Source organism: Mechercharimyces sp. CAU 1602, from assembly GCF_024753565.1.
Classification (GTDB): domain Bacteria; phylum Bacillota; class Bacilli; order Thermoactinomycetales; family JANTPT01; genus Mechercharimyces.
The window spans coordinates 122,264-140,407 of the sequence record NZ_JANTPT010000002.1 but is presented as its reverse complement, the minus strand read 5'-3'; the positions used below and the strand labels follow the sequence as shown (position 1 = coordinate 140,407).

The 18,144-nt window shown below is 44.5% G+C and carries 19 protein-coding genes; 18 read left to right on the top strand and 1 reads right to left on the bottom strand.

The genetic code is table 11. From position 1 onward, the window contains the following. Position 1: 1 nt before the first annotated feature. The 9 genes from NXZ84_RS11765 (at position 2) to NXZ84_RS11725 (ending at position 8,934) form a co-directional block, all read left to right on the top strand. Positions 2-394 (top strand): phage holin family protein, encoded by a 393-nt coding sequence (locus NXZ84_RS11765; protein ID WP_258840521.1) that lies wholly within the window; start codon positions 2-4, stop codon positions 392-394. Positions 395-471: 77 nt separating this feature from the next. Then, positions 472-1,407, top strand: coding sequence for an HPr(Ser) kinase/phosphatase (hprK, locus tag NXZ84_RS11760; protein ID WP_258840520.1), 936 nt, complete (start codon positions 472-474; stop codon positions 1,405-1,407). Positions 1,408-1,480: 73 nt separating this feature from the next. Continuing rightward, positions 1,481-2,512, top strand: coding sequence for a prolipoprotein diacylglyceryl transferase (gene lgt, locus NXZ84_RS11755; RefSeq protein ID WP_396654040.1), 1,032 nt, complete (start codon positions 1,481-1,483; stop codon positions 2,510-2,512). 24 nt (positions 2,513-2,536) lie between these two features. Next, entirely contained in the window at positions 2,537-3,184 is a 648-nt protein-coding gene (locus NXZ84_RS11750; protein ID WP_258840518.1) for an HAD-IA family hydrolase, read from the top strand. Next, complete coding sequence (locus tag NXZ84_RS11745) at positions 3,181-3,672, top strand: acyltransferase (protein ID WP_258840517.1); 492 nt, start codon at positions 3,181-3,183, stop codon at positions 3,670-3,672. The genes NXZ84_RS11750 and NXZ84_RS11745 overlap by 4 nt, the downstream gene beginning before the upstream one ends. A gap of 70 nt (positions 3,673-3,742) precedes the next feature. Further along, positions 3,743-4,360, top strand: a complete 618-nt coding sequence (locus NXZ84_RS11740; RefSeq protein WP_258840516.1) for a TetR/AcrR family transcriptional regulator — start codon at positions 3,743-3,745, stop codon at positions 4,358-4,360. A gap of 142 nt (positions 4,361-4,502) precedes the next feature. Then, positions 4,503-6,332, top strand: coding sequence for a tetratricopeptide repeat-containing glycosyltransferase family 2 protein (locus tag NXZ84_RS11735; protein ID WP_258840515.1), 1,830 nt, complete (start codon positions 4,503-4,505; stop codon positions 6,330-6,332). Positions 6,333-6,388: 56 nt separating this feature from the next. Then, on the top strand, positions 6,389-8,227 hold the full coding sequence (locus tag NXZ84_RS11730) for a glycosyltransferase (RefSeq protein ID WP_258840514.1): 1,839 nt from the start codon (positions 6,389-6,391) through the stop codon (positions 8,225-8,227). Positions 8,228-8,247: 20 nt separating this feature from the next. Continuing rightward, positions 8,248-8,934 carry a hypothetical protein gene (locus NXZ84_RS11725; protein WP_258840513.1) on the top strand — a complete coding sequence of 229 codons (687 nt, stop codon included), beginning with the start codon at positions 8,248-8,250 and terminating at the stop codon, positions 8,932-8,934. Positions 8,935-8,967: 33 nt separating this feature from the next. On the opposite strand, the gene NXZ84_RS11720 is transcribed toward NXZ84_RS11725, so the two are convergent. Then, positions 8,968-10,080 carry a quinone-dependent dihydroorotate dehydrogenase gene (locus tag NXZ84_RS11720; RefSeq protein ID WP_309495874.1) on the bottom strand — a complete coding sequence of 371 codons (1,113 nt, stop codon included), beginning with the start codon at positions 10,078-10,080 and terminating at the stop codon, positions 8,968-8,970. 197 nt (positions 10,081-10,277) lie between these two features. On the opposite strand from NXZ84_RS11720, the gene NXZ84_RS11715 reads away from it, so the two are divergent. The 9 genes from NXZ84_RS11715 to NXZ84_RS11675 all read left to right on the top strand — a co-directional run bounded on the left by NXZ84_RS11715 (position 10,278) and on the right by NXZ84_RS11675 (position 18,135). Beyond that, positions 10,278-10,844, top strand: a complete 567-nt coding sequence (locus tag NXZ84_RS11715; RefSeq protein ID WP_258840512.1) for a non-canonical purine NTP pyrophosphatase — start codon at positions 10,278-10,280, stop codon at positions 10,842-10,844. Further along, positions 10,845-11,441 (top strand): type 1 glutamine amidotransferase family protein, encoded by a 597-nt coding sequence (locus tag NXZ84_RS11710; RefSeq protein ID WP_258840511.1) that lies wholly within the window; start codon positions 10,845-10,847, stop codon positions 11,439-11,441. A gap of 75 nt (positions 11,442-11,516) precedes the next feature. Next, the gene (locus NXZ84_RS11705) at positions 11,517-12,467 is read left to right on the top strand and encodes a ribose-phosphate diphosphokinase (RefSeq protein ID WP_258840510.1); all 951 of its coding nucleotides are present in this window, start codon (positions 11,517-11,519) and stop codon (positions 12,465-12,467) included. Positions 12,468-12,527: 60 nt separating this feature from the next. Further along, positions 12,528-14,216 (top strand): tetratricopeptide repeat protein, encoded by a 1,689-nt coding sequence (locus NXZ84_RS11700; protein WP_258840509.1) that lies wholly within the window; start codon positions 12,528-12,530, stop codon positions 14,214-14,216. A gap of 16 nt (positions 14,217-14,232) precedes the next feature. After that, the gene (locus tag NXZ84_RS11695) at positions 14,233-14,550 is read left to right on the top strand and encodes a thioredoxin family protein (protein WP_258840508.1); all 318 of its coding nucleotides are present in this window, start codon (positions 14,233-14,235) and stop codon (positions 14,548-14,550) included. 128 nt (positions 14,551-14,678) lie between these two features. Next, complete coding sequence (gene trxB / locus NXZ84_RS11690) at positions 14,679-15,647, top strand: thioredoxin-disulfide reductase (protein WP_258840507.1); 969 nt, start codon at positions 14,679-14,681, stop codon at positions 15,645-15,647. Positions 15,648-15,693: 46 nt separating this feature from the next. Further along, positions 15,694-16,185 (top strand): CBS domain-containing protein, encoded by a 492-nt coding sequence (locus NXZ84_RS11685; protein ID WP_258840506.1) that lies wholly within the window; start codon positions 15,694-15,696, stop codon positions 16,183-16,185. A gap of 99 nt (positions 16,186-16,284) precedes the next feature. Beyond that, positions 16,285-17,160 carry an RNase adapter RapZ gene (gene rapZ / locus NXZ84_RS11680; protein ID WP_258840505.1) on the top strand — a complete coding sequence of 292 codons (876 nt, stop codon included), beginning with the start codon at positions 16,285-16,287 and terminating at the stop codon, positions 17,158-17,160. Between the two features lie 15 nt (positions 17,161-17,175). Beyond that, positions 17,176-18,135 carry a gluconeogenesis factor YvcK family protein gene (locus tag NXZ84_RS11675; RefSeq protein ID WP_258840504.1) on the top strand — a complete coding sequence of 320 codons (960 nt, stop codon included), beginning with the start codon at positions 17,176-17,178 and terminating at the stop codon, positions 18,133-18,135. Positions 18,136-18,144 lie beyond the last annotated feature (9 nt).

The window sequence follows — 18,144 nt, the reverse complement described above, 5'->3', positions numbered from 1 at the left end:
TTTGAATGAGGATCGTGCAGGTACTTATGAGGAGGAGAAAGAGATGATCGGTTGGATCGGAAGATTATTGCTGAATGGACTAGCTGTATTTTTAGCGGCACAATTGATCTCGTCCATTTCAATCACGGGATATGGAACGGCAATTTTGGTTGCAATTGTACTAGGATTAATCAACACCTTTATTCGTCCGATCTTAAAGTTGTTCGCTCTCCCGATTACAATTTTGACGCTTGGTTTGTTTACTTTCGTGATTAATGCACTCTTATTCTGGTTAACGGGAGCATTAGTGAGCGGTTTTGAAGTAGACGGCTTTGTGGCGGCATTGTTAGGTTCCATCGTAGTTAGTGTAATTGCCTGGATATTAGAAGGGATCTGGGGACGAATTGCCGATTAAACGATGCATAAAGAATGAAGAAGGCGACTTTATGTCGCCTTTTTTCTGCAGGTAAGGGATAAAGGGGTTATGAGCGAATGACGACAAAAGTGACGGTTAAAGAGTTGGTACAACAGTTTGATCTAGAAATTGTTTGTGGTTTTACGGGATTGGAACGAGAATTGGTTGTTAGTGACCTCTATCGCCCCGCAATCGAAATGTCTGGCTTCTTTACTTACTACCCGTCAGAGCGTTTACAGATGTTAGGACGGACAGAGACGACTTATGCAAGCCAACTTGAGCCAGAAGTGAGACAAGAGCGATTAGAGAAGCTGTGTCAAGAGCGTACGCCTTGTATTTGTATCACCCACGGTCTTAAAGTGCCTAGTGAACTGTTTAAGGCGGCAGATAGAGCGGGTATTCCTATATTGCGCACCTCCCTAGCATCGACTAAATTTGGTAGTAAAGTGACCAACTATTTAGAGAAGCGTTTGGCACCACGCACTACCATGCACGGGGTGCTGGTTGATATATATGGAGTCGGGGTATTGATTACGGGAACGAGCGGGATCGGAAAGAGTGAAACGGCATTGGAGTTAGTAAAGAGGGGTCACCGCCTGATTGCTGACGATGCAGTCGAATTGAGACAAACGGAGGAAGAAACACTGATTGGAAGTGCCCCAGAGTTGATTCGCCATCTGTTAGAAATACGCGGAGTAGGCATTATAAATGTGATGACTTTATTTGGGGCAGGAGCCGTACGCGATCATAAGAAAATCTCACTTGCTATTCGATTAGAATCGTGGGAAGAAAATCGCGCTTACGATCGTTTAGGGTTAGATGAAGAGCGCATCCCTGTTATTGATACCAGCTTGCCACAATTGACCATCCCCGTTCGACCAGGACGTAACTTAGCTGTCATCATTGAAGTAGCGGCGATGAACTTTCGTTTAAAAAGGATGGGCTTTGATGCGGTACAAGATTTCACCTCTAAATTAGGGGAAGCATTGGATGACCATGAAGACTGGGATTAAGGGAGAGAGATAGGAGGGTAGTTTGATTTCTATTCTCTTAAAGATCATGGTAAGATGGGAGTTAAAAGAGAGTATGAGGGAGGCGAGTGGAGTGTATTTATCACAAACAATTAATCCGGTTGCTTTTTCGCTCGGACCGATCAGTATCCACTGGTATGGGATCATATTGGGTACAGCTGCTTTAGTAGGGCTGTGGTTAGCGACACGGGAAGGTAAAAAGCATGGATTTGATAGCGATCTTTTCCTAGATATGATGATCTGGGTTTTGCCTGCGGCGATTGTGGGCGCGCGTCTATATTATGTTCTTTTTCAGTGGCAATGGTATGCTGAAGAGCCGTGGAAAGTGATTGCTGTTTGGGAAGGCGGTCTTGCTATTCACGGTGGTTTGATTGGGGCAGTAGTTGCGGGATACTTTTTTGTTCGGAAACGAGGAGTCCCTTTTATGCAGGTTGCAGATATAGTTGCTCCTAGTATTATCTTGGGACAAGCGATCGGAAGATGGGGAAACTTTATGAATCAAGAGGCTCACGGTTCAGAAGTGAGTCGCTCATTCTTAGAAGGTCTTTTTTTACCGGACTGGATTATCGAGCAAATGTACATTCAAGGAAGTTACTATCACCCCACCTTTTTATATGAATCATTGTGGAACATAGCAGGATTTGCACTCTTACTTGCGATACGACACTTTAATCCGCGTCGCGGTGAGATTTTTATTAGCTATGTGATTTGGTATTCACTCGGACGTTTCTATATCGAAGGGCTACGTACGGATAGTTTAGCTTTTCAAGGACCAGACTGGCTAGTTAGTGTGATGGAGATATGTTGGTTGCCGATGGCGACGATCTTTGAACCAGGAGCGATGGTGGATGGCAACGTGCGGATTGCACAATTGATGAGCCTGATTTTAGTTTTTGCGGGTATCATATTATTGGCGGTACGCAGAGGAAAAGGGTATGCCGATGTCCCTTATCTCACTGTAGAACCACATGGCATAACCGTGACAGAGAGCCATGCGCAGAAGAAGGCCGAAGTAGTTAGTGATAAAGAGCAAGACGATAAAAACAGCAAAGAAGAGATCGCAGAAGAGGGTAAGGAAAGCAGCTAATAGTTAGAAAAGAGGAGACCGAATATGCGTTATGAAGCAATTTTATTTGATCTAGATGGTACACTCATTAACACAAACAAGCTGATTCTTTCTTCCTTTCGGCATGCTTTAGATGTGCATGGTCTACAGCACGTTACTGATGAAGAAATTCTTGCCCGTTTAGGGGAGCCATTGTGGAAACAGATGGAGAAATTTGATTCCACACAGGCGAATAAAATGGTGGAGACGTATCGTCGCTATAATTTGTATCACCATGATCGTGAGGTGACTGCTTTTCCTTATGTGGAAGAAGTGATGGAGGATTTAGCGACTCAAGGAATGAGGATGGCGGTTGTAACAAATAAGTATCGTAAGTCAGCTGAGAAAGGGTTACGCTTATTTCGATTGGAACAATACCTGACAACAGCTGTTTTTGTTGAAGATGCAGAGCCCAAGCCAGATCCTGCTTTATTGCAGCTAGCCCTTCACAGGATGAATGTAACGCCGGATAAGGCGATTATGGTCGGGGATAGCGCTGCCGATATAGAGGCAGCGAAACAAGCAGGTGTAACAGCAGTTGGTGTAGAGTGGAGTATGCATGATATACATGCCTTTGCACCAGACTATGTGATTAAGGATGTGCGTGAACTTTATGCGATTTTACAATATGAGCCCCGGGTAAAACTTTCATGAGGAGAACGGAACGGTACCCTGTGAAGAATAGCAACTCGCTGTGGCAAATGTACCGCCTTGTTCCATTCTGGAAAGTATTTCGGAATGTTTGCGTCAATTTAATTGCCCGCTTTACGCCTTCCCTGCGTGTAAAAAATAGCCTTTATCGTACGTTGTTAGGGATGAGAGTGGGTGATCAAAGTGCGGTCGCATTAATGGTTATGATGGATGTGCTCTATCCAGAGCGGATAACCATCGGAAAAAATACGATTATCGGTTTTCAGACGACCATTTTGACACATGAATATCTCATTGATGAATATCGCATTGGGGATGTTGTTATTGGTGATCATGTGATGGTAGGGGCAAACTCAACCATTTTGCCGGGTGTGACCATAGGAGACCATGCTATCATTGGTGCGGGGTCGCTTGTAAATAAAGATGTGCCAGCACATGCTTTTGTCGCTGGTAATCCGATTCGACTGGTTCGAACAGCGCGGGACAAATAAAAGTTTGTGTTCCTTTTGTGATGTCCGCGATCATGAGAATAGAAACATGATGGAAGGAGGGAAAAGAAGAATGCCGCGATCACCAGAGCAAAATAGCAAAATACGTACCAATCGAAAAACACAGATATTGGATGCAGCCATGCGTGTATACCGTGATTGGGGCTATTCAGGTGCAGAGATGGGCAAGATTGCACAGGAAGCAGGGTTGGGTCGTGGACTTATATATTATTATTTCAAAAACAAACAAAACCTTTTTTTAGAATTGATTGAGTATCGAATCGCTTTGTGGAAGGAACGCTCACAACCGATTGTAGAGATGAATGCTACCATCCCTGAAAAGCTATCTGCCTATTTGCGTGAAATTTGTCTGATGGCGATCGAACATCCAGATGTGATACATTTTCACCAAACCATTTCCCGTGACTTACATAAGTTGTTTCCGGAACGTGAGGAGTGGGTGACAAATAAATATGATCAAGGGATGTGGGAGCCAGTACGATCTTTGATTCACGAAGGGATTCGTACGGGCGAGTTGCGGACAATGAAACCAGAAATCGCAGAAAATCTCTATATCAGTGTATTGTTGGGGACATTAGGGATGGAACAAGAGTTACTCTTACAATCAATGGATCAGTTAATTGACGGGGTATTATATGGTTTAGTGGAGCGAGAAACCGTTAGAAGCTAATGAAGGAAAGAGTTTCGTTAGAGAGTCCACTGTTGCTGGATAGATGCAAAAGTGGACTCTCTTTCTGATCAGAACACCGGTGTATACTCTTTTTTTTGCTTCATATAATGGGGAAATGAAGGAGAGAGGGGAGTGAGAAGGTGTGGCGTTAAAAATAGTACTCGCATCGCTTATACGACAAGAAGCGGGTGTGTTACATGAGTTTTTACAATCATTATTTGAGTTGGATATAGATGAGGATGTAGAAAGAGAGTATCTGTTTATAGATGATAATGTGGAGCGGGAAGCCCAACGACTTTTATATAGAACCGCATATCAACATGAAAATATACAAATTATTCAACCTACTCAATTGCCATTGGCACAGGCTGTGCATAAACAGATTACTCCTTTAGGAGAAAAAAAACGAGTTGCCCTTCTTAAGGATCGTGTGATGCAGTATGTTCGAGATGAGCAGGCAGATTATTTGTTTTTGTCCGCTCCTCACTTTGTTCTTCCTGCTGATTTACTCACCACTCTCTTAACTGGGAAACGCGATGTTATGTCACCGTTATTTTGGGTGAGGCAGAAAGGGGAGAATCAGCCGTTAGCACAAGCGTGGCTGTGCAACCAGCAATTACTTCATCAATATGATAAACAGTTACAGGAACCGGGAGTATACGATGCGGAGGTAGTGAATGGAAGTTTTCTTTTTTCCTCACGTGCATTGGGGAGTCAGCTTTCTTTCTTTCACAGCGAGGGGGCGTGGGGTCTAGGGGAAGATGCGCTTATGTGTCAGCATGCACGGCGACTAGGACTAACTATAGCAGTGGATTCACGCGCTCCAGTGCTTCATCTGCAAGTACAAGATGATTTGGAAAGAATCAAGCCATTTAAGGAGAAGGCTCACTCGCCAGGGTTTAAGCGCAACGTAACAATCAGTCTCTGTATGATTGTAAGGGATGAGGAGGACGTATTAGAGCGCTGTCTCCAATCTGTGCAAGGAATTCCTGATGAATGGATCATTGTTGATACGGGTTCGTGTGATCGGACACAGGAGATCGCTGCTCGTTATACGGATCGTCTCTATCAATTTGACTGGGTAGATAATTTTGCTGCCGCTCGCAATTTTGCTTTTCAACAAGCGACACAAGAGTATATTTTATGGTTAGATGCCGACGATGTGTTGCCAGAGGAAGAGAGGGATAAGTTTCTGCAATTAAAGAAATCGTTAGACAGGAGGACGGATAGTGTAAGTATGTTATACCGTTCTACACCCACGACAGTTGTTCGTCGTAACCGTCTTCTTCGTCGTGAACGGGGGTTTTATTGGGAGGGACGTGTTCATGAGTATGTGAGGGTGAAGGGGCATTGTATTCATAGTGATATTATGGTTGTTCATCAGAAAGAAAAAGAAGTAGGAACACGTAATTTGAGGATTTATCGGAAGCAACTTCAGGAAGAAGGAGAATTACCACAACGGGATTGGTTTTATTTTGGAAACGAGTTACAAGCTCATCACGAGTATGAAGAAGCGATTGAAGCATTTCAGACGTACTTACATACAAGAGGTCCAGAAGAAGATAGTATTGCTGCCTGCTTGCGTGTAGCGGAATGTTTTGCGAAGTTACATGAGTGGGAGCAAGCGCTTCACTATGTTGTGATGACCTTTCGCTATGACGTTCCCCGAGCGGAAGCCTGTTGCTATATAGGGGAGCTAGTACGAGAGATGGGGGAACAGGAACAATCTATTTTTTGGTTCACCTGTGCGACGCAAGTTCCCATCCCTACAAATCCGTACGCAAATAGAGAGGAAAGCTTATGGACGTGGTACCCGCACCTCCAATTGGGAAATGAGTATGTGCGCTGTGAAAAATGGCGTGAAGCCCTTCATCATTATAAACGGGTGGACGAGATTTATCCCGATCATCCACAGCTACAGCGCAACAAAGCGGCAGTAGAGGCGAAACTGGCTATCTTGTCACAATCATAAATATGAAACACCATCATAATATAGAAGTTGAGACCCTAAGTTATGGAGGCGTGAAGATGACGGTACCGCATGTCTTAGTGGCAAGTCCGATTGATCAGCATGTAGAAGTATTGCGAGAATTTTTGCTCTCACTGTTAGAATTAGAGGAAACAAATGTAGAAGTTAGCTATCTATTTTACGATAATAACCGTGATCGTAACGCGAGTCAGTTGCTGTGGGAGTTTTATAAGAAAAAGGCAGATCGAGTTAGCATTGTGCAGGCACAATCCCCATTAGCACATCCACGTTGGATCGGCACACAGTTGTCTACAGAGGAACAAATGGCACAGGCGGCAAGAATGAAAAATGATCTGTTAGAAATTGCTCGAGATCAAGAAGTGGATTATGTCCTCTTGGTTAATCCCAATTTAATTTTGCATCCGCAGACGATCTCCTTGTTGTTGGAGACGAAGAAGGAAATCATCTCGCCTCTCTTTTGGGTGGAATGGGAGGTGGGTGCTGCTCGCGTGCCACAAGTTTGGCGTGAGACAGCTACCGCTGATTTTACAACACAACTACAACAACCAGGAATATATCAAGTAGATGGAGTAGGGGGATGCATTTGGATTTCATATTCCGCTCTAGCAAAAGGTGTTCATTTTCCGGAAATGAATGTTTCCCAAGGGGAGGATCTCGGCTTTAGTCAACAAGCAAAAACATTAGGCTATTCCCTCTATGTGGATACAAGGGCTCCTCTGTATCATATTCATCGTATACATGATTTGAAGGGAATTATTGATTATAAGCGTGCTAGTAGGCAAAAGAAGGGTGAGGGAAATGAGCCTATTACGATTAGTCTCTGTATGATTGTAAAAAATGAAGAGAGCGTATTGGAGCGCTGTCTTCGTTCGGTTGAAGGAATTGTGGATGAAATCATCATCGTTGATACTGGCTCTACTGACGCAACAAAAGAGATTGCTAGCCAGTTTACTGATCGAATCATAGATTTCAAGTGGATTGATGACTTTGCTGCAGCAAGAAATGAGTCCTTTCGTCATGCAACCCAAGAATATATTTTATGGCTAGATGCTGACGATGTGTTAAGGGAGGAAGATCGTAGTACCTTTCTCACTTTGAAGAACAGTTTAGATCGCTCAGTAGATAGTGTTAGCATGGCATATCACCTGTATTTTGACAGTCATGGCAAAGTAAATACAGTTTTAAGACGTAACCGTTTGGTGCGCCGTTCATGTGGATTTCATTGGGAAGGTGTGGTACATGAAAACTTGTTGGTAGCAGGTAATGTGTACCATAGTGAAATTGCCATTGTGCACAAAAAAGCGAAACAGCGAACGGATCGAAACTTGCGTATCTTTGAAAAACAAATGGAAAATGGGAGCCCGCTGTCAGCACGCGACCTCTTTTTTTATGCTAATGAGCTAAGAGATAAAGAGCGTTACGAAGAGGCTGTCCGCTTTTATCAGCAATATTTGCAGTGTAAGGACGGAGATCGTTCCAATCAGATCTATGCGTGTTTACGGATGGCAGAAAGTTATTACTTGATGCATGAGCGGGAGCAAGCCTTATACTACGCTTTAAAAACATTAGAATACGACCTCCCGCAAGGAGAGGCGTGCAGTCGGATCGCCCACTTTTTCTTTGCGGAAAATCGCTATGCAGAAGCTGCCTTCTGGTATGAGATGGTAACTAAGCTTCCACAACCGGAAGATAGTTATGCCAACGTGGAAGTTGATTTATGGACGTGGTACCCACATCTACAATTGTGTGCCTGTTATGAACGTCTAGGAGATCTTAAAAAAGCCAAATTCCATAATGATGCTGCTCATTCATATCATCCGGATCACCCCGCAATTGTGCAGAACAAGCAAGCATTTGAACGATTGGGTATACAGTAGAGAGACGAGGAGGGTGTATTATGCTGGTAAAAGAAATCGAACCGCTGATAAGTCAATTCGAACAGAGTAATTGGGCAAAAGATGATATGCAGCTTAGTCAAAGTGCGTTGGTTCACATTTGTCGGCGATTGGAAAAGAGGGAAGAACCTTATCAGTTTTTGGAGCTGGGGGGAGGAGCATCGACGCTCTTTTGGAAAACGATATGTGAAGATGGCAGTATCCCAGTAAGAGTGACTACCATGGATCATCGCCGTGAATGGGCGAGCTTGCTAGCACAAAATACGGCTTATCGAGAAGAGATACAAATCAAATGGTGCGCCTTAAAGCAGGTAAATGAAGAGGAGTGGGAGGAGCTATTTTCCCAGCCGCAGAGGGCAGAAGAGAAGTGGAGAGAGTGCGGACATCCGCTAAAAGCTTCTCGCTATGATTTTGTTACTATTAACAATACTTTTTATCAGGAGATCCCACTATCTTGTGACAGGATCGATGTCTTGATTGTTAATGGTCCCCATGGTAATGGGCGTTCACTTGCGTTCCCGTTGTTATATTCGAAACTCGATGCAGGTAGCTTAATCTTGATAAATGATTTTGATCGTCACCCGTATTTGCAAGATTTAGAACGGTTATATCGTTACGAGGAGATTTATCGGGATGTGCGCCGATATAACCGCTGGGTCTTGGTGCGTATTGAAGATCGGAAGCAATAGCATAGTTAAGAGCCATCCCTGAGGGATGGCTCTCTATCTTATATCTGCTCCAATGGCCTCATTGATCGAAGAGAGTCCATCTCTGGCTATGAGTGTGAGTAATTCTTGATTAATGAGGCGTGCGATCGTGGGGCCTCTATAAATCATACTCGTATATACTTGTACGAGGTGAGCCCCAGCACGGATTTTATCATAAGCGTCTTGTCCCGTGAAAATTCCACCTACACCAATGATGGGAACGCGGCCTTCACTCTGCTGTGCGATTGCACGAATCATTTTCGTTGAGCGCTCAGCTAATGGACGACCGCTAAGTCCCCCCTGTTCCGACCGTAATGGGTGGGTGATGTGGCTACGATCTAGGGTAGTGTTAGTAGCAATATAGCCGTCAATACCTAGTTCAAGACTGGTCTCAATGACGCTAGGAAGTAGCTCTTCGGCAATATCAGGTGATAATTTTAATAAAATAGGTCTTTTTTCCCCGCAACCTTCCATAAGCTCTGTTCGTTCCGCCATAATACGGGTAAGTAGTTGGCGTAACGCATGAGTTTGATGTAGGTCACGTAGACCTGCCGTATTGGGGGAACTAATATTAATGACAAAATAATCACCGAAGCGGTAAAGTGCTCTTAAACCCGTACAATAATCTTCCGCAGCATCCTCATTAGAGGTATCTTTATTTTTACCCAAATTTATTCCAATGGGGGTATTGGGACGGGGAAGGTGTTCAAAATGACGAGTTGCCTGTTCTACCCCATCGTTATTAAAGCCCATCCGGTTAATAATCGCTTCTTCTTCTGGGAGGCGAAACAAACGAGGGATGGGATTCCCTGGTTGAGGGCGGGGTGTTAGTGTCCCAACCTCAACAAACCCATAACCGAGGGCGGCTAAGGCTGGATAGATGTTTGCATGCTTATCAAAGCCAGCAGCCAACCCAACTGGATTGGGGAAAGATTGCTGAAAGCAATGAACATGTAGGCGTGGGTCCTCGACCGCAAAGTAGCGATGGAGCGATGATAACAAGAGCGAAGAGGTTTGTAAATGTGCCAAATTCTTGACGGTCCAATGGTGTGCTTTTTCTGGATCTAAGCGAAAGATCCATTTTTGGAGAGATGTATACACGAATTTTTTGGTTCCTTTCGTGAACATTCTTTTTTATTATGTGTTAAATTATATCACATATTTCCATGCAAAGTGACTTACCCCAGCTGATTAAGTAGGGTAACTATCTTACCTTATTTGTCTGGTGTTCTTATCATATCATGTAGAACAACGGAAAACGAGCGACGAAAAAGTTTCCTTCCTGTAATGAAATAGTATAATGAGGAGAGAAAGGGGAGGCTGAGATGCAGATAACGTTTGTAACACAAAATGAAGAAAAATTGAAGGAAGCCAGCCATGCTCTGCGTCCATACGGAATAGAAGTTTGTTCTCATCCTCTTCCGTTAGTCGAGCCAGATTTAGAAACGGTGGAAGAAGTGGCACAAGAAAAATTACGCCAGGTGCAAACAGCTGGATTGAATAGAGCAATTGTAGATGATGCGGGTATCTTTTTTGCCGCCTACAATCAATTTCCAGGAGTATTGACAAAGAGAGTGTTTCAGCGCATTGGGTATAAAGGGATTGTGCAGTTGCTTCATAATCAATCACGGGAAGCGTACTTTCTCGGTTCCGTGGCTGTTGTATGGGATAGTGAAACCGCTATTTTTACGGGGCGCACGAATGGAGAGATTGTAGAGATTGATCCTCACCTCTTACCGGAAGTATCCGATTTTCCGTTTGATCCAATTTTTATTCCCACAGGGGAAAAGCAGACATTAGCACAGCTTAGTATCGAGAGTAAGTTGAGCCATTCTTATCGACGCAAGGCACTAGATCAGTTAGCTACATGGTTGAAAGAGAGGGAAATTTAAATGATCGTCTGGTTGGATATCGGCTTGGGTGAATCAGAGCAACGTTTGCTGCAACATGCAGATTGGGCAGCAGAAGTAAGGGTGAGTAAGGAATTGAAATGGGTGGAACGAGCCGAATCCATCATATTATCTCCCCAGCTTCCATTTGCGGAAGTGATGAAAGAGCTAGCTCGCCATAAATTAACCAATCATCTGCGTCAATGTGATCGTAATACGCAATCGTTGTTAGCTGTGGGTGTTGGAATGGAAGTGCTCTTTTCACATGGCGGTGAGTATAACGATCAACGGGGGCTCCATCTTTTTGCCGGAGAAGTGCAACATAAGGAAGGTTTAAACGAACCCAGCTGGCATTCTCTTAAGCTGCTTGATCCTGATCCGATGCTATGGGGATTGCAAGAAAAACAGATCTATCGCAGCCTTAGGCATCAGGTATTCCCGGCAAATCGTGAGGATATTGTGGCTGTATGGGATCAGGGAGAACAGAGTGCTGCGGTGGTACGGCGCCGGCAGATTTGGGGAATTCAACCTACTTTACAGCAGGGAGAGTTTAGCACGCTTTTTGTTGCTCGCTTTATTAATCAATGCAAAGTTGGGTGAAGATGTGGAAAAAGGCAGACAACACCACCTGAATAATGATAAAATGTTATAAATATTCCGTTTGGAGGGGTCGTGATGGATGGGCACCGGGCTATGATTTTTACTGGAACGTCCAATCCGGAATTGGCGAGTGCAATCGCTGATCAATTAGGGACCACATTGGGAGATGCCCGGATTGACCGCTTTCAAAGCGGAGAAGTATATGTTCATTACGAAGAGAGTGTGCGTAACGCAGATGTTTATTTGGTTCAAACGATGTCTCACCCCATCAACGATATTTTGATGGAGCTACTTATAATGGCGGATGCTGCAAGACGTGCTTCTGCAGGGAGTGTAAATGCTGTTATCCCTTATTTCGGGTATGCGCGGCAGGAGAAAAAGGATGCCCCGCGGGAGCCGATCTCTGCCAAAGTTGTTGCGGACTTATTACATACAGTGGGCATTGATCGTGTCATTACGATTGATCTTCATGCCCCGGCTATTCAAGGTTTTTTTCATATACCGGTCGATCACTTAACAGCATTGGGTCAGATTACTACTTACCTGCGTCAAAAACGGATTGACCACCCTGTAGTCGTCTCCCCTGATGCGGGGCGGGTCAAGACAGCTGAAAAACTGGCGACCTCTTTAGATGCTCCTTTCGCGGTTATGCTTAAAAAGAGGCCTAGTCATCATGTTGCCAGTATTACACATGTGATAGGGGAAGTGAAAGGACATACACCTATCATCATCGAGGATATGATCGATACGGGTGGAACGATCGTCAATGTAGTGGATCACTTACGAGAAAAAGGGGCAAAGAAGGCGGTTGTCTGCGCTTCTCACCCTATTTTTTCGGGAATGGCGCATCAGCGATTGGATCATCACTGGATTGAAAAAGTTGTAATTACAGATACTCTCCCTCTTCGGCATTTGTCATTAGGGGATCGCTTCAAAGTATTATCGGTCGCGCCGATGTTAAGTGAAGCGATTCGGCTTATTCAGACGGGGGGATCGCTCAGTACGATGTTTCGTTCTGGGATGTGATTAAAAAAAAAGTGTGGTATACTTTTGCAAAGTACTTTACCACCGAGAGGTGGGTTACATGTGAAGAGACAACCTCTAAAATGGGATGAGAACAAGACGAATGTGGTGCGGCTTCGTTTGGATGCGGCGTTCTTTTTCGAACGCGCTGTCCGCTCGTTGGATAAACACCATTATGATAAAGCATTAAAATATTTTCGTTTGGCAGTGGAGAAAGAACCGCAAAATGCTGTGAATCACTGTAATTTAGCAGGGATATTATCTGAAGTGGGACGGTATCGGGAATCTAATGAAGTGTTGCAGACAGTGCTCGCTGATGTAGACTCGACTTTATATGAGTGTCACTTTTATATGGCCAATAATGCTGCGAATATGGATCATTTTGAGGAAGCAGAAGAGCATCTGCTCTCATATTTGGAAGAAGATCCAGATGGTGAGTTTGCAGAGGAAGCAGAAGAGATGTTGGATATGCTCAGCTTTGAGCTAGGACGGCAAGCGCGACAGCCCCAGATGACACGTGAAGATTGGGTGAAGCGGCATGAAGAAGCAAGATTGGACTTAGAAGAAGGACGATTTGCCAAAGCGATTGCGGTGCTTAAGGATATTGTGTGCGATTATCCAGAATTTTTGGCTGCACGAAATAACCTAGCGTTAGCATATTATTATATGGGAAAGCTTGAAGACGCGATTCAAACGGTGGAGGCAGTATTGGCGATAGATGCTTCCAATCTACATGCACTTTGCAACCTCGCTGTCTTATATGAACAAGCTAGAGAGGGAGAACAACAAAAGCAGCTTATTGCCTCCCTCAAGAAGATCGTCCCTCTACACAAGGAACATATGTACAAACTAGCTACCACCATGGGGGTATTGGGCGAGCACGATATTGCTTACCGAGAATTTCGTCGGCTCGTACGGGTGGAGAGCGATCCTGAGCCCAGTTTATATCATTACGCCGCTGTTGCAGCTTATCATCTCGGAGAGATAGAGAAAGCTCGTCAATATTGGACGCACTTATTGTCGGTGGATAATAATTCCAAGGTTGCGCGCTTCTATTTGCAGATGCTTTCGCAATGGACAAAGGAAAGAAAGAAGAGACCACACATCGAGTATCACTATCAGCTTCCATTTATGGAGTTGATATATAAGTCCTTTGATACTCTTCCGATGGCGATAGCAGAACTTCCATTATTCCGAGCAATGGCAGCATGGCTGCTTTACAACGGTGAAGAAGATGAGCGTCTGCGGATTATTCGCCTGTATGGATGGATGGGAGATGAAGAAGCGGAGCACATATTGCGAAAGTTTCTTATCAGCAGAGAAGAAAATATGTTATTAAAACAGACAGCGTTGCTTGCCCTTACTCAAGGGGGAGCAGCTGCCCCATATCGTGTATGGAATAAAGGCGAAGAACATATCGTTGATTCACTACCGATGGCCAAAGCTTCCTATCAGTGGGAAAAAGTACTCGATTGTTGCTTATCCCGCATGAAAAATGACTATACAAAGCGCCAAATCCGTGATGCTCAAGTGCTTTGGTTTACTCTTATACAATACCATGACCCTCTGCCACCTATCCGTAAAGAAGAAGGATGGGCAGCAGCGATTGAATATCTAGTTGCTAAAAAGCATGGGATACCGGCAACACAAATTCAACTGGCACAAAAATACCGAATTTCTTCCTCTACGATCAGTAAAAAAGTTCAAGTGATAGAGCGTGATGTACCAATAGATGGAGGGGTATTCACATAAGGAGATGATGGGCGGGATGGAGAGGGTAGATCATCATACGCTGGCTACTGTAGTGGCGGCTGATCCTGTTGTTGTTGAATTTAAAGCGGATTGGTGCGTTGATTGTAAACGGCTGGCTCCTGCCATGTCTGTGTTGACAGAAGAGTACCGTCATGCTTATCGCTTTGCGGAAATTGATGTGGATGAATCAAGGCAGATTGCAGAAAAATATAAAGTGAAGGGTATTCCTACTTTTATTATTTTTAAAGCTGGAAAAGAGGTGGCTCGCCTCACCAGTCGTGAGGCGAAAACCCAAGAGGAAGTAGCATTGTTCCTAGAAAAATATAGTGAATAGGGGAAGCCATGTGCTTCCTTTTCTTTTCGAATGTAGAGGATTTATCTCTCGCTAGAACGGGAAGTAAAGGTAGAGGAATGTAAACGTCTACTTTTAGAAATGATTTGTTAGTTGGAAGGGTGACATTGATGAGTGAACAACAAATATATGATGTGGTGATCATTGGCGCAGGCCCAGCGGGGATGACTGCGGCTGTATATACAGCACGAGCCAACATGAGTACTGTGATGATCGAACGTGGCATGCCGGGAGGACAGATGGCCAATACCGAGGATATTGAAAACTATCCGGGCTTTGATCATATTTTAGGTCCTGATCTGTCCAATAAAATGTTGGAGCATGCAAAGAAGTTTGGGGCGAAGTATCAATATGGTGCTGTTACTAAGATTGAGGAAGAAGGCCCTTATAAACGTGTAGTGGCAGGCAAGAAGAGTTACTTGGCAAAGTCGATTATTGTCGCTTCCGGTGCCGAGCACAAGAAGCTGGGGGTAGAAGGTGAAGATCGCTTGTCAGGTAGAGGTGTTTCCTACTGTGCGGTGTGTGACGGTGCTTTCTTCAAGGAGAAACATGTATTTGTCATTGGCGGTGGGGATTCCGCTGTAGAAGAAGGAGCGTTTCTTACCAAATTTGCTTCTAAAGTGACAATCGTCCACCGGCGATCAACCTTGCGTGCTCAAAAGATTTTACAAGATCGTGCCATGCAAAATGAAAAGATCGACTTCATATGGAATACAGTCGTGGAAGAGATACAGGGCGCAGATAAAGTGGAATCGTTGCAACTACGCAATATTGAAACAGGCAAGACGAGTGAAGTCTCAGCTGATGGTGTTTTTATCTATATTGGAATGGACCCACTTACTGACTGGGCGCAGGACTTGGGTATTACGAATGAAGCTGGTTATATTGAGACGAACGAGCGTATGCATACACGGTTGCAGGGAGTTTTCGCCGCTGGCGATGTGCGGGAGAAAACGTTGCGTCAAGTCGTCACAGCTACGGGAGATGGTAGCATTGCTGCGATGGAGGCACAACATTATGTCGAGGAATTAGAAGAGCAAATAAAAGGGCAGACGGAATCTACCTCTACGACGACGTAAAGGGCATGTCCATTCTTTTGTGTAAGCAGGAAAAGGGGTTTGTATGATGATCGAAGATGCTCGCTATCTGTTCTCCCAAGAGATCGCTCCCCTGGTAACAAGCAAAGAGCAAGCAGTAACAGTACGACCGGAGTGGAGCTTGGATCGTGCATTGTTAGTGTTGACGAGAAGAGGGTATTCCTCAGTTCCTGTCATCAGTGCAGCTGGTACAGTGGAGGGGATAATAAGTAAAACTCATATCCTCGACTTTATGTTGACCAACCATGAGATTGATTTTTCGATGCTAAAACAACATGCTGTCCATGAGGCGATGGATATAAATCATGGGGCAATCTTACCCAACTCTATCTTCTCATTCGCATTTGAGGTATTGACAGATCGATCGTATATTCCTGTGACCGATATTCACCACCAGTTTATAGGGGTATTGACGCGTAAAGCAGTGATGCAACAAGTAACCGATTACTTTCAGAAAGAGTTCTTGCGAGCGGTTACTGGATCGGAGGTATCTCACAAAGTGACGGGGTCGTCGTTATAAAGCGACCCCAGGTGAGGATTAAAGGGCTAAAGCAGAAACAGACTAGGGTGAATGCTTGAGATTTTTTAAGGGATGGTCGGAAAGTGGGTGCAGTAGGGGATGGATAATGGTCGAGATATTCATTTAGTTGTTATCACAGGTATGTCAGGTGCAGGTAAAACAGTTGCCGTGCAAAGTCTTGAGGATATCGGCTTCTTTTGTATCGATAATTTACCATCGGTATTACTGCCTAAGTTTGTCGATTTGATAGAGCAATCTGGGGGACAATTACGTCGGGCCGCTCTGGTTATCGATATGCGTGGGCGCGATTTTTTCTCATCCTTACTTGAGACGTTGGACACTTTAGGTGGGCATGAGGGAATCAAGTATCACATCCTCTTTCTCGACGCAGATGATGCTTCACTCGTTGCTCGCTACAAAGAAACGAGGAGACTTCATCCTCTTTCACCTGATGGGACGCCGTTAGAAGGGATTAATCGAGAACGCAAGTTACTGGATGAAATTAAAGGGAGAGCAGACTCTGTGATAGACACGAGTCGGTTAAAGCCGGTAGCCCTAAAGGAGAAGCTGGTAAAACAATTTAGCCAGGAACCATCGCAACTTTCGGTTACATTTCTTTCCTTTGGTTTTAAACACGGGTTGCCACTAGATGTAGACTTGGTATTTGATGTTCGGTTTTTGCCCAATCCTCATTATGTGCACTCCTTGCGCCCTCACACGGGACAAGATGAGGAAGTGTACGAATATGTGATGAAGTGGCCAGAGACGCAACAGTTTATCGCGAAGTTAGAGGATTTACTATCGTTTCTCCTACCTCATTATCTCCGTGAAGGGAAATCGCAATTGGTTGTAGGGATTGGTTGTACAGGTGGTCAGCATCGCTCGGTTGCTATTGCTGAATACCTTTATCGCCACTTTAATGAGAAACAGCGATGTCAAGTATCCCATCGGGATGCGAAAAAGGGTCAGCAGTAAAGAGAGGTGTTGGAGATGGGAGGAGAGCGCCAGCCACATGTGGTAGTGATCGGTGGCGGAACAGGGTTGGGTGTGTTGCTACGAGGGATGAAGCACCACCCCCTGGAACTGACAGCCATCGTCACCGTCGCTGATGATGGTGGTAGCTCCGGGAGGTTGCGTACTGATTTACAGATGCCTCCACCAGGAGATATTCGCAATGTTTTGCTTGCATTGGCCGACGCAGAACCATTACTAAAATCTATATTTGAGTACCGTTTTCAAAATGGAGATGGATTGCGTGGTCATGCCGTAGGAAATTTGATTTTAGCAGCGATGAAAGATATTACGGGGGATTTTACACAAGCGATAAAAGAGCTGAGTCGAGTGCTGGCGGTGAGAGGACGTGTATTGCCAGCAAGTGAACAAGATGTTGTTTTAGTTGCAGAAATGACAGATGGAACGATTGTGCGCGGGGAATCGCAGATTCCAAAGTCAGGCAAAAAAATTCGTAAAGTTTATCTGGAGCCACCCAATCCTCGTCCGCTAGAAGAGGCGATTCAGGCAATAGAAGATGCTGATTTAATTGTGATTGGACCAGGGAGTTTGTATACCAGTGTTATTCCTAATCTCTTAGTAAAAGGAATGGCGGAGGCGATTCGCAGCAGTCGTGCAGAGAAAGTCTACATTGGGAATGTGATGACCCAACCTGGTGAAACCTGTGGGTATACAGCGCACGATCATTTAGCCGTGATCGAACAACATATGGGTGGAAGAATTATTGATACAGTCCTCCTCAATAGTGAAATTCCCGAAGTTTCGATTTTAAAACCGTATGCAGAGGAAGGATCCGAACCTGTCTTTCCTGATTGCGAGCGTTTAATAGAGAGTGGCTACCACGTGATTGCGGATAATTTTATTCAATATCAAGATCAGGTGATTAGGCATAATGCTCAGCGTTTAAGTCAACATCTCTTACGAATTGTGCGAGCTTAAAAATTAATA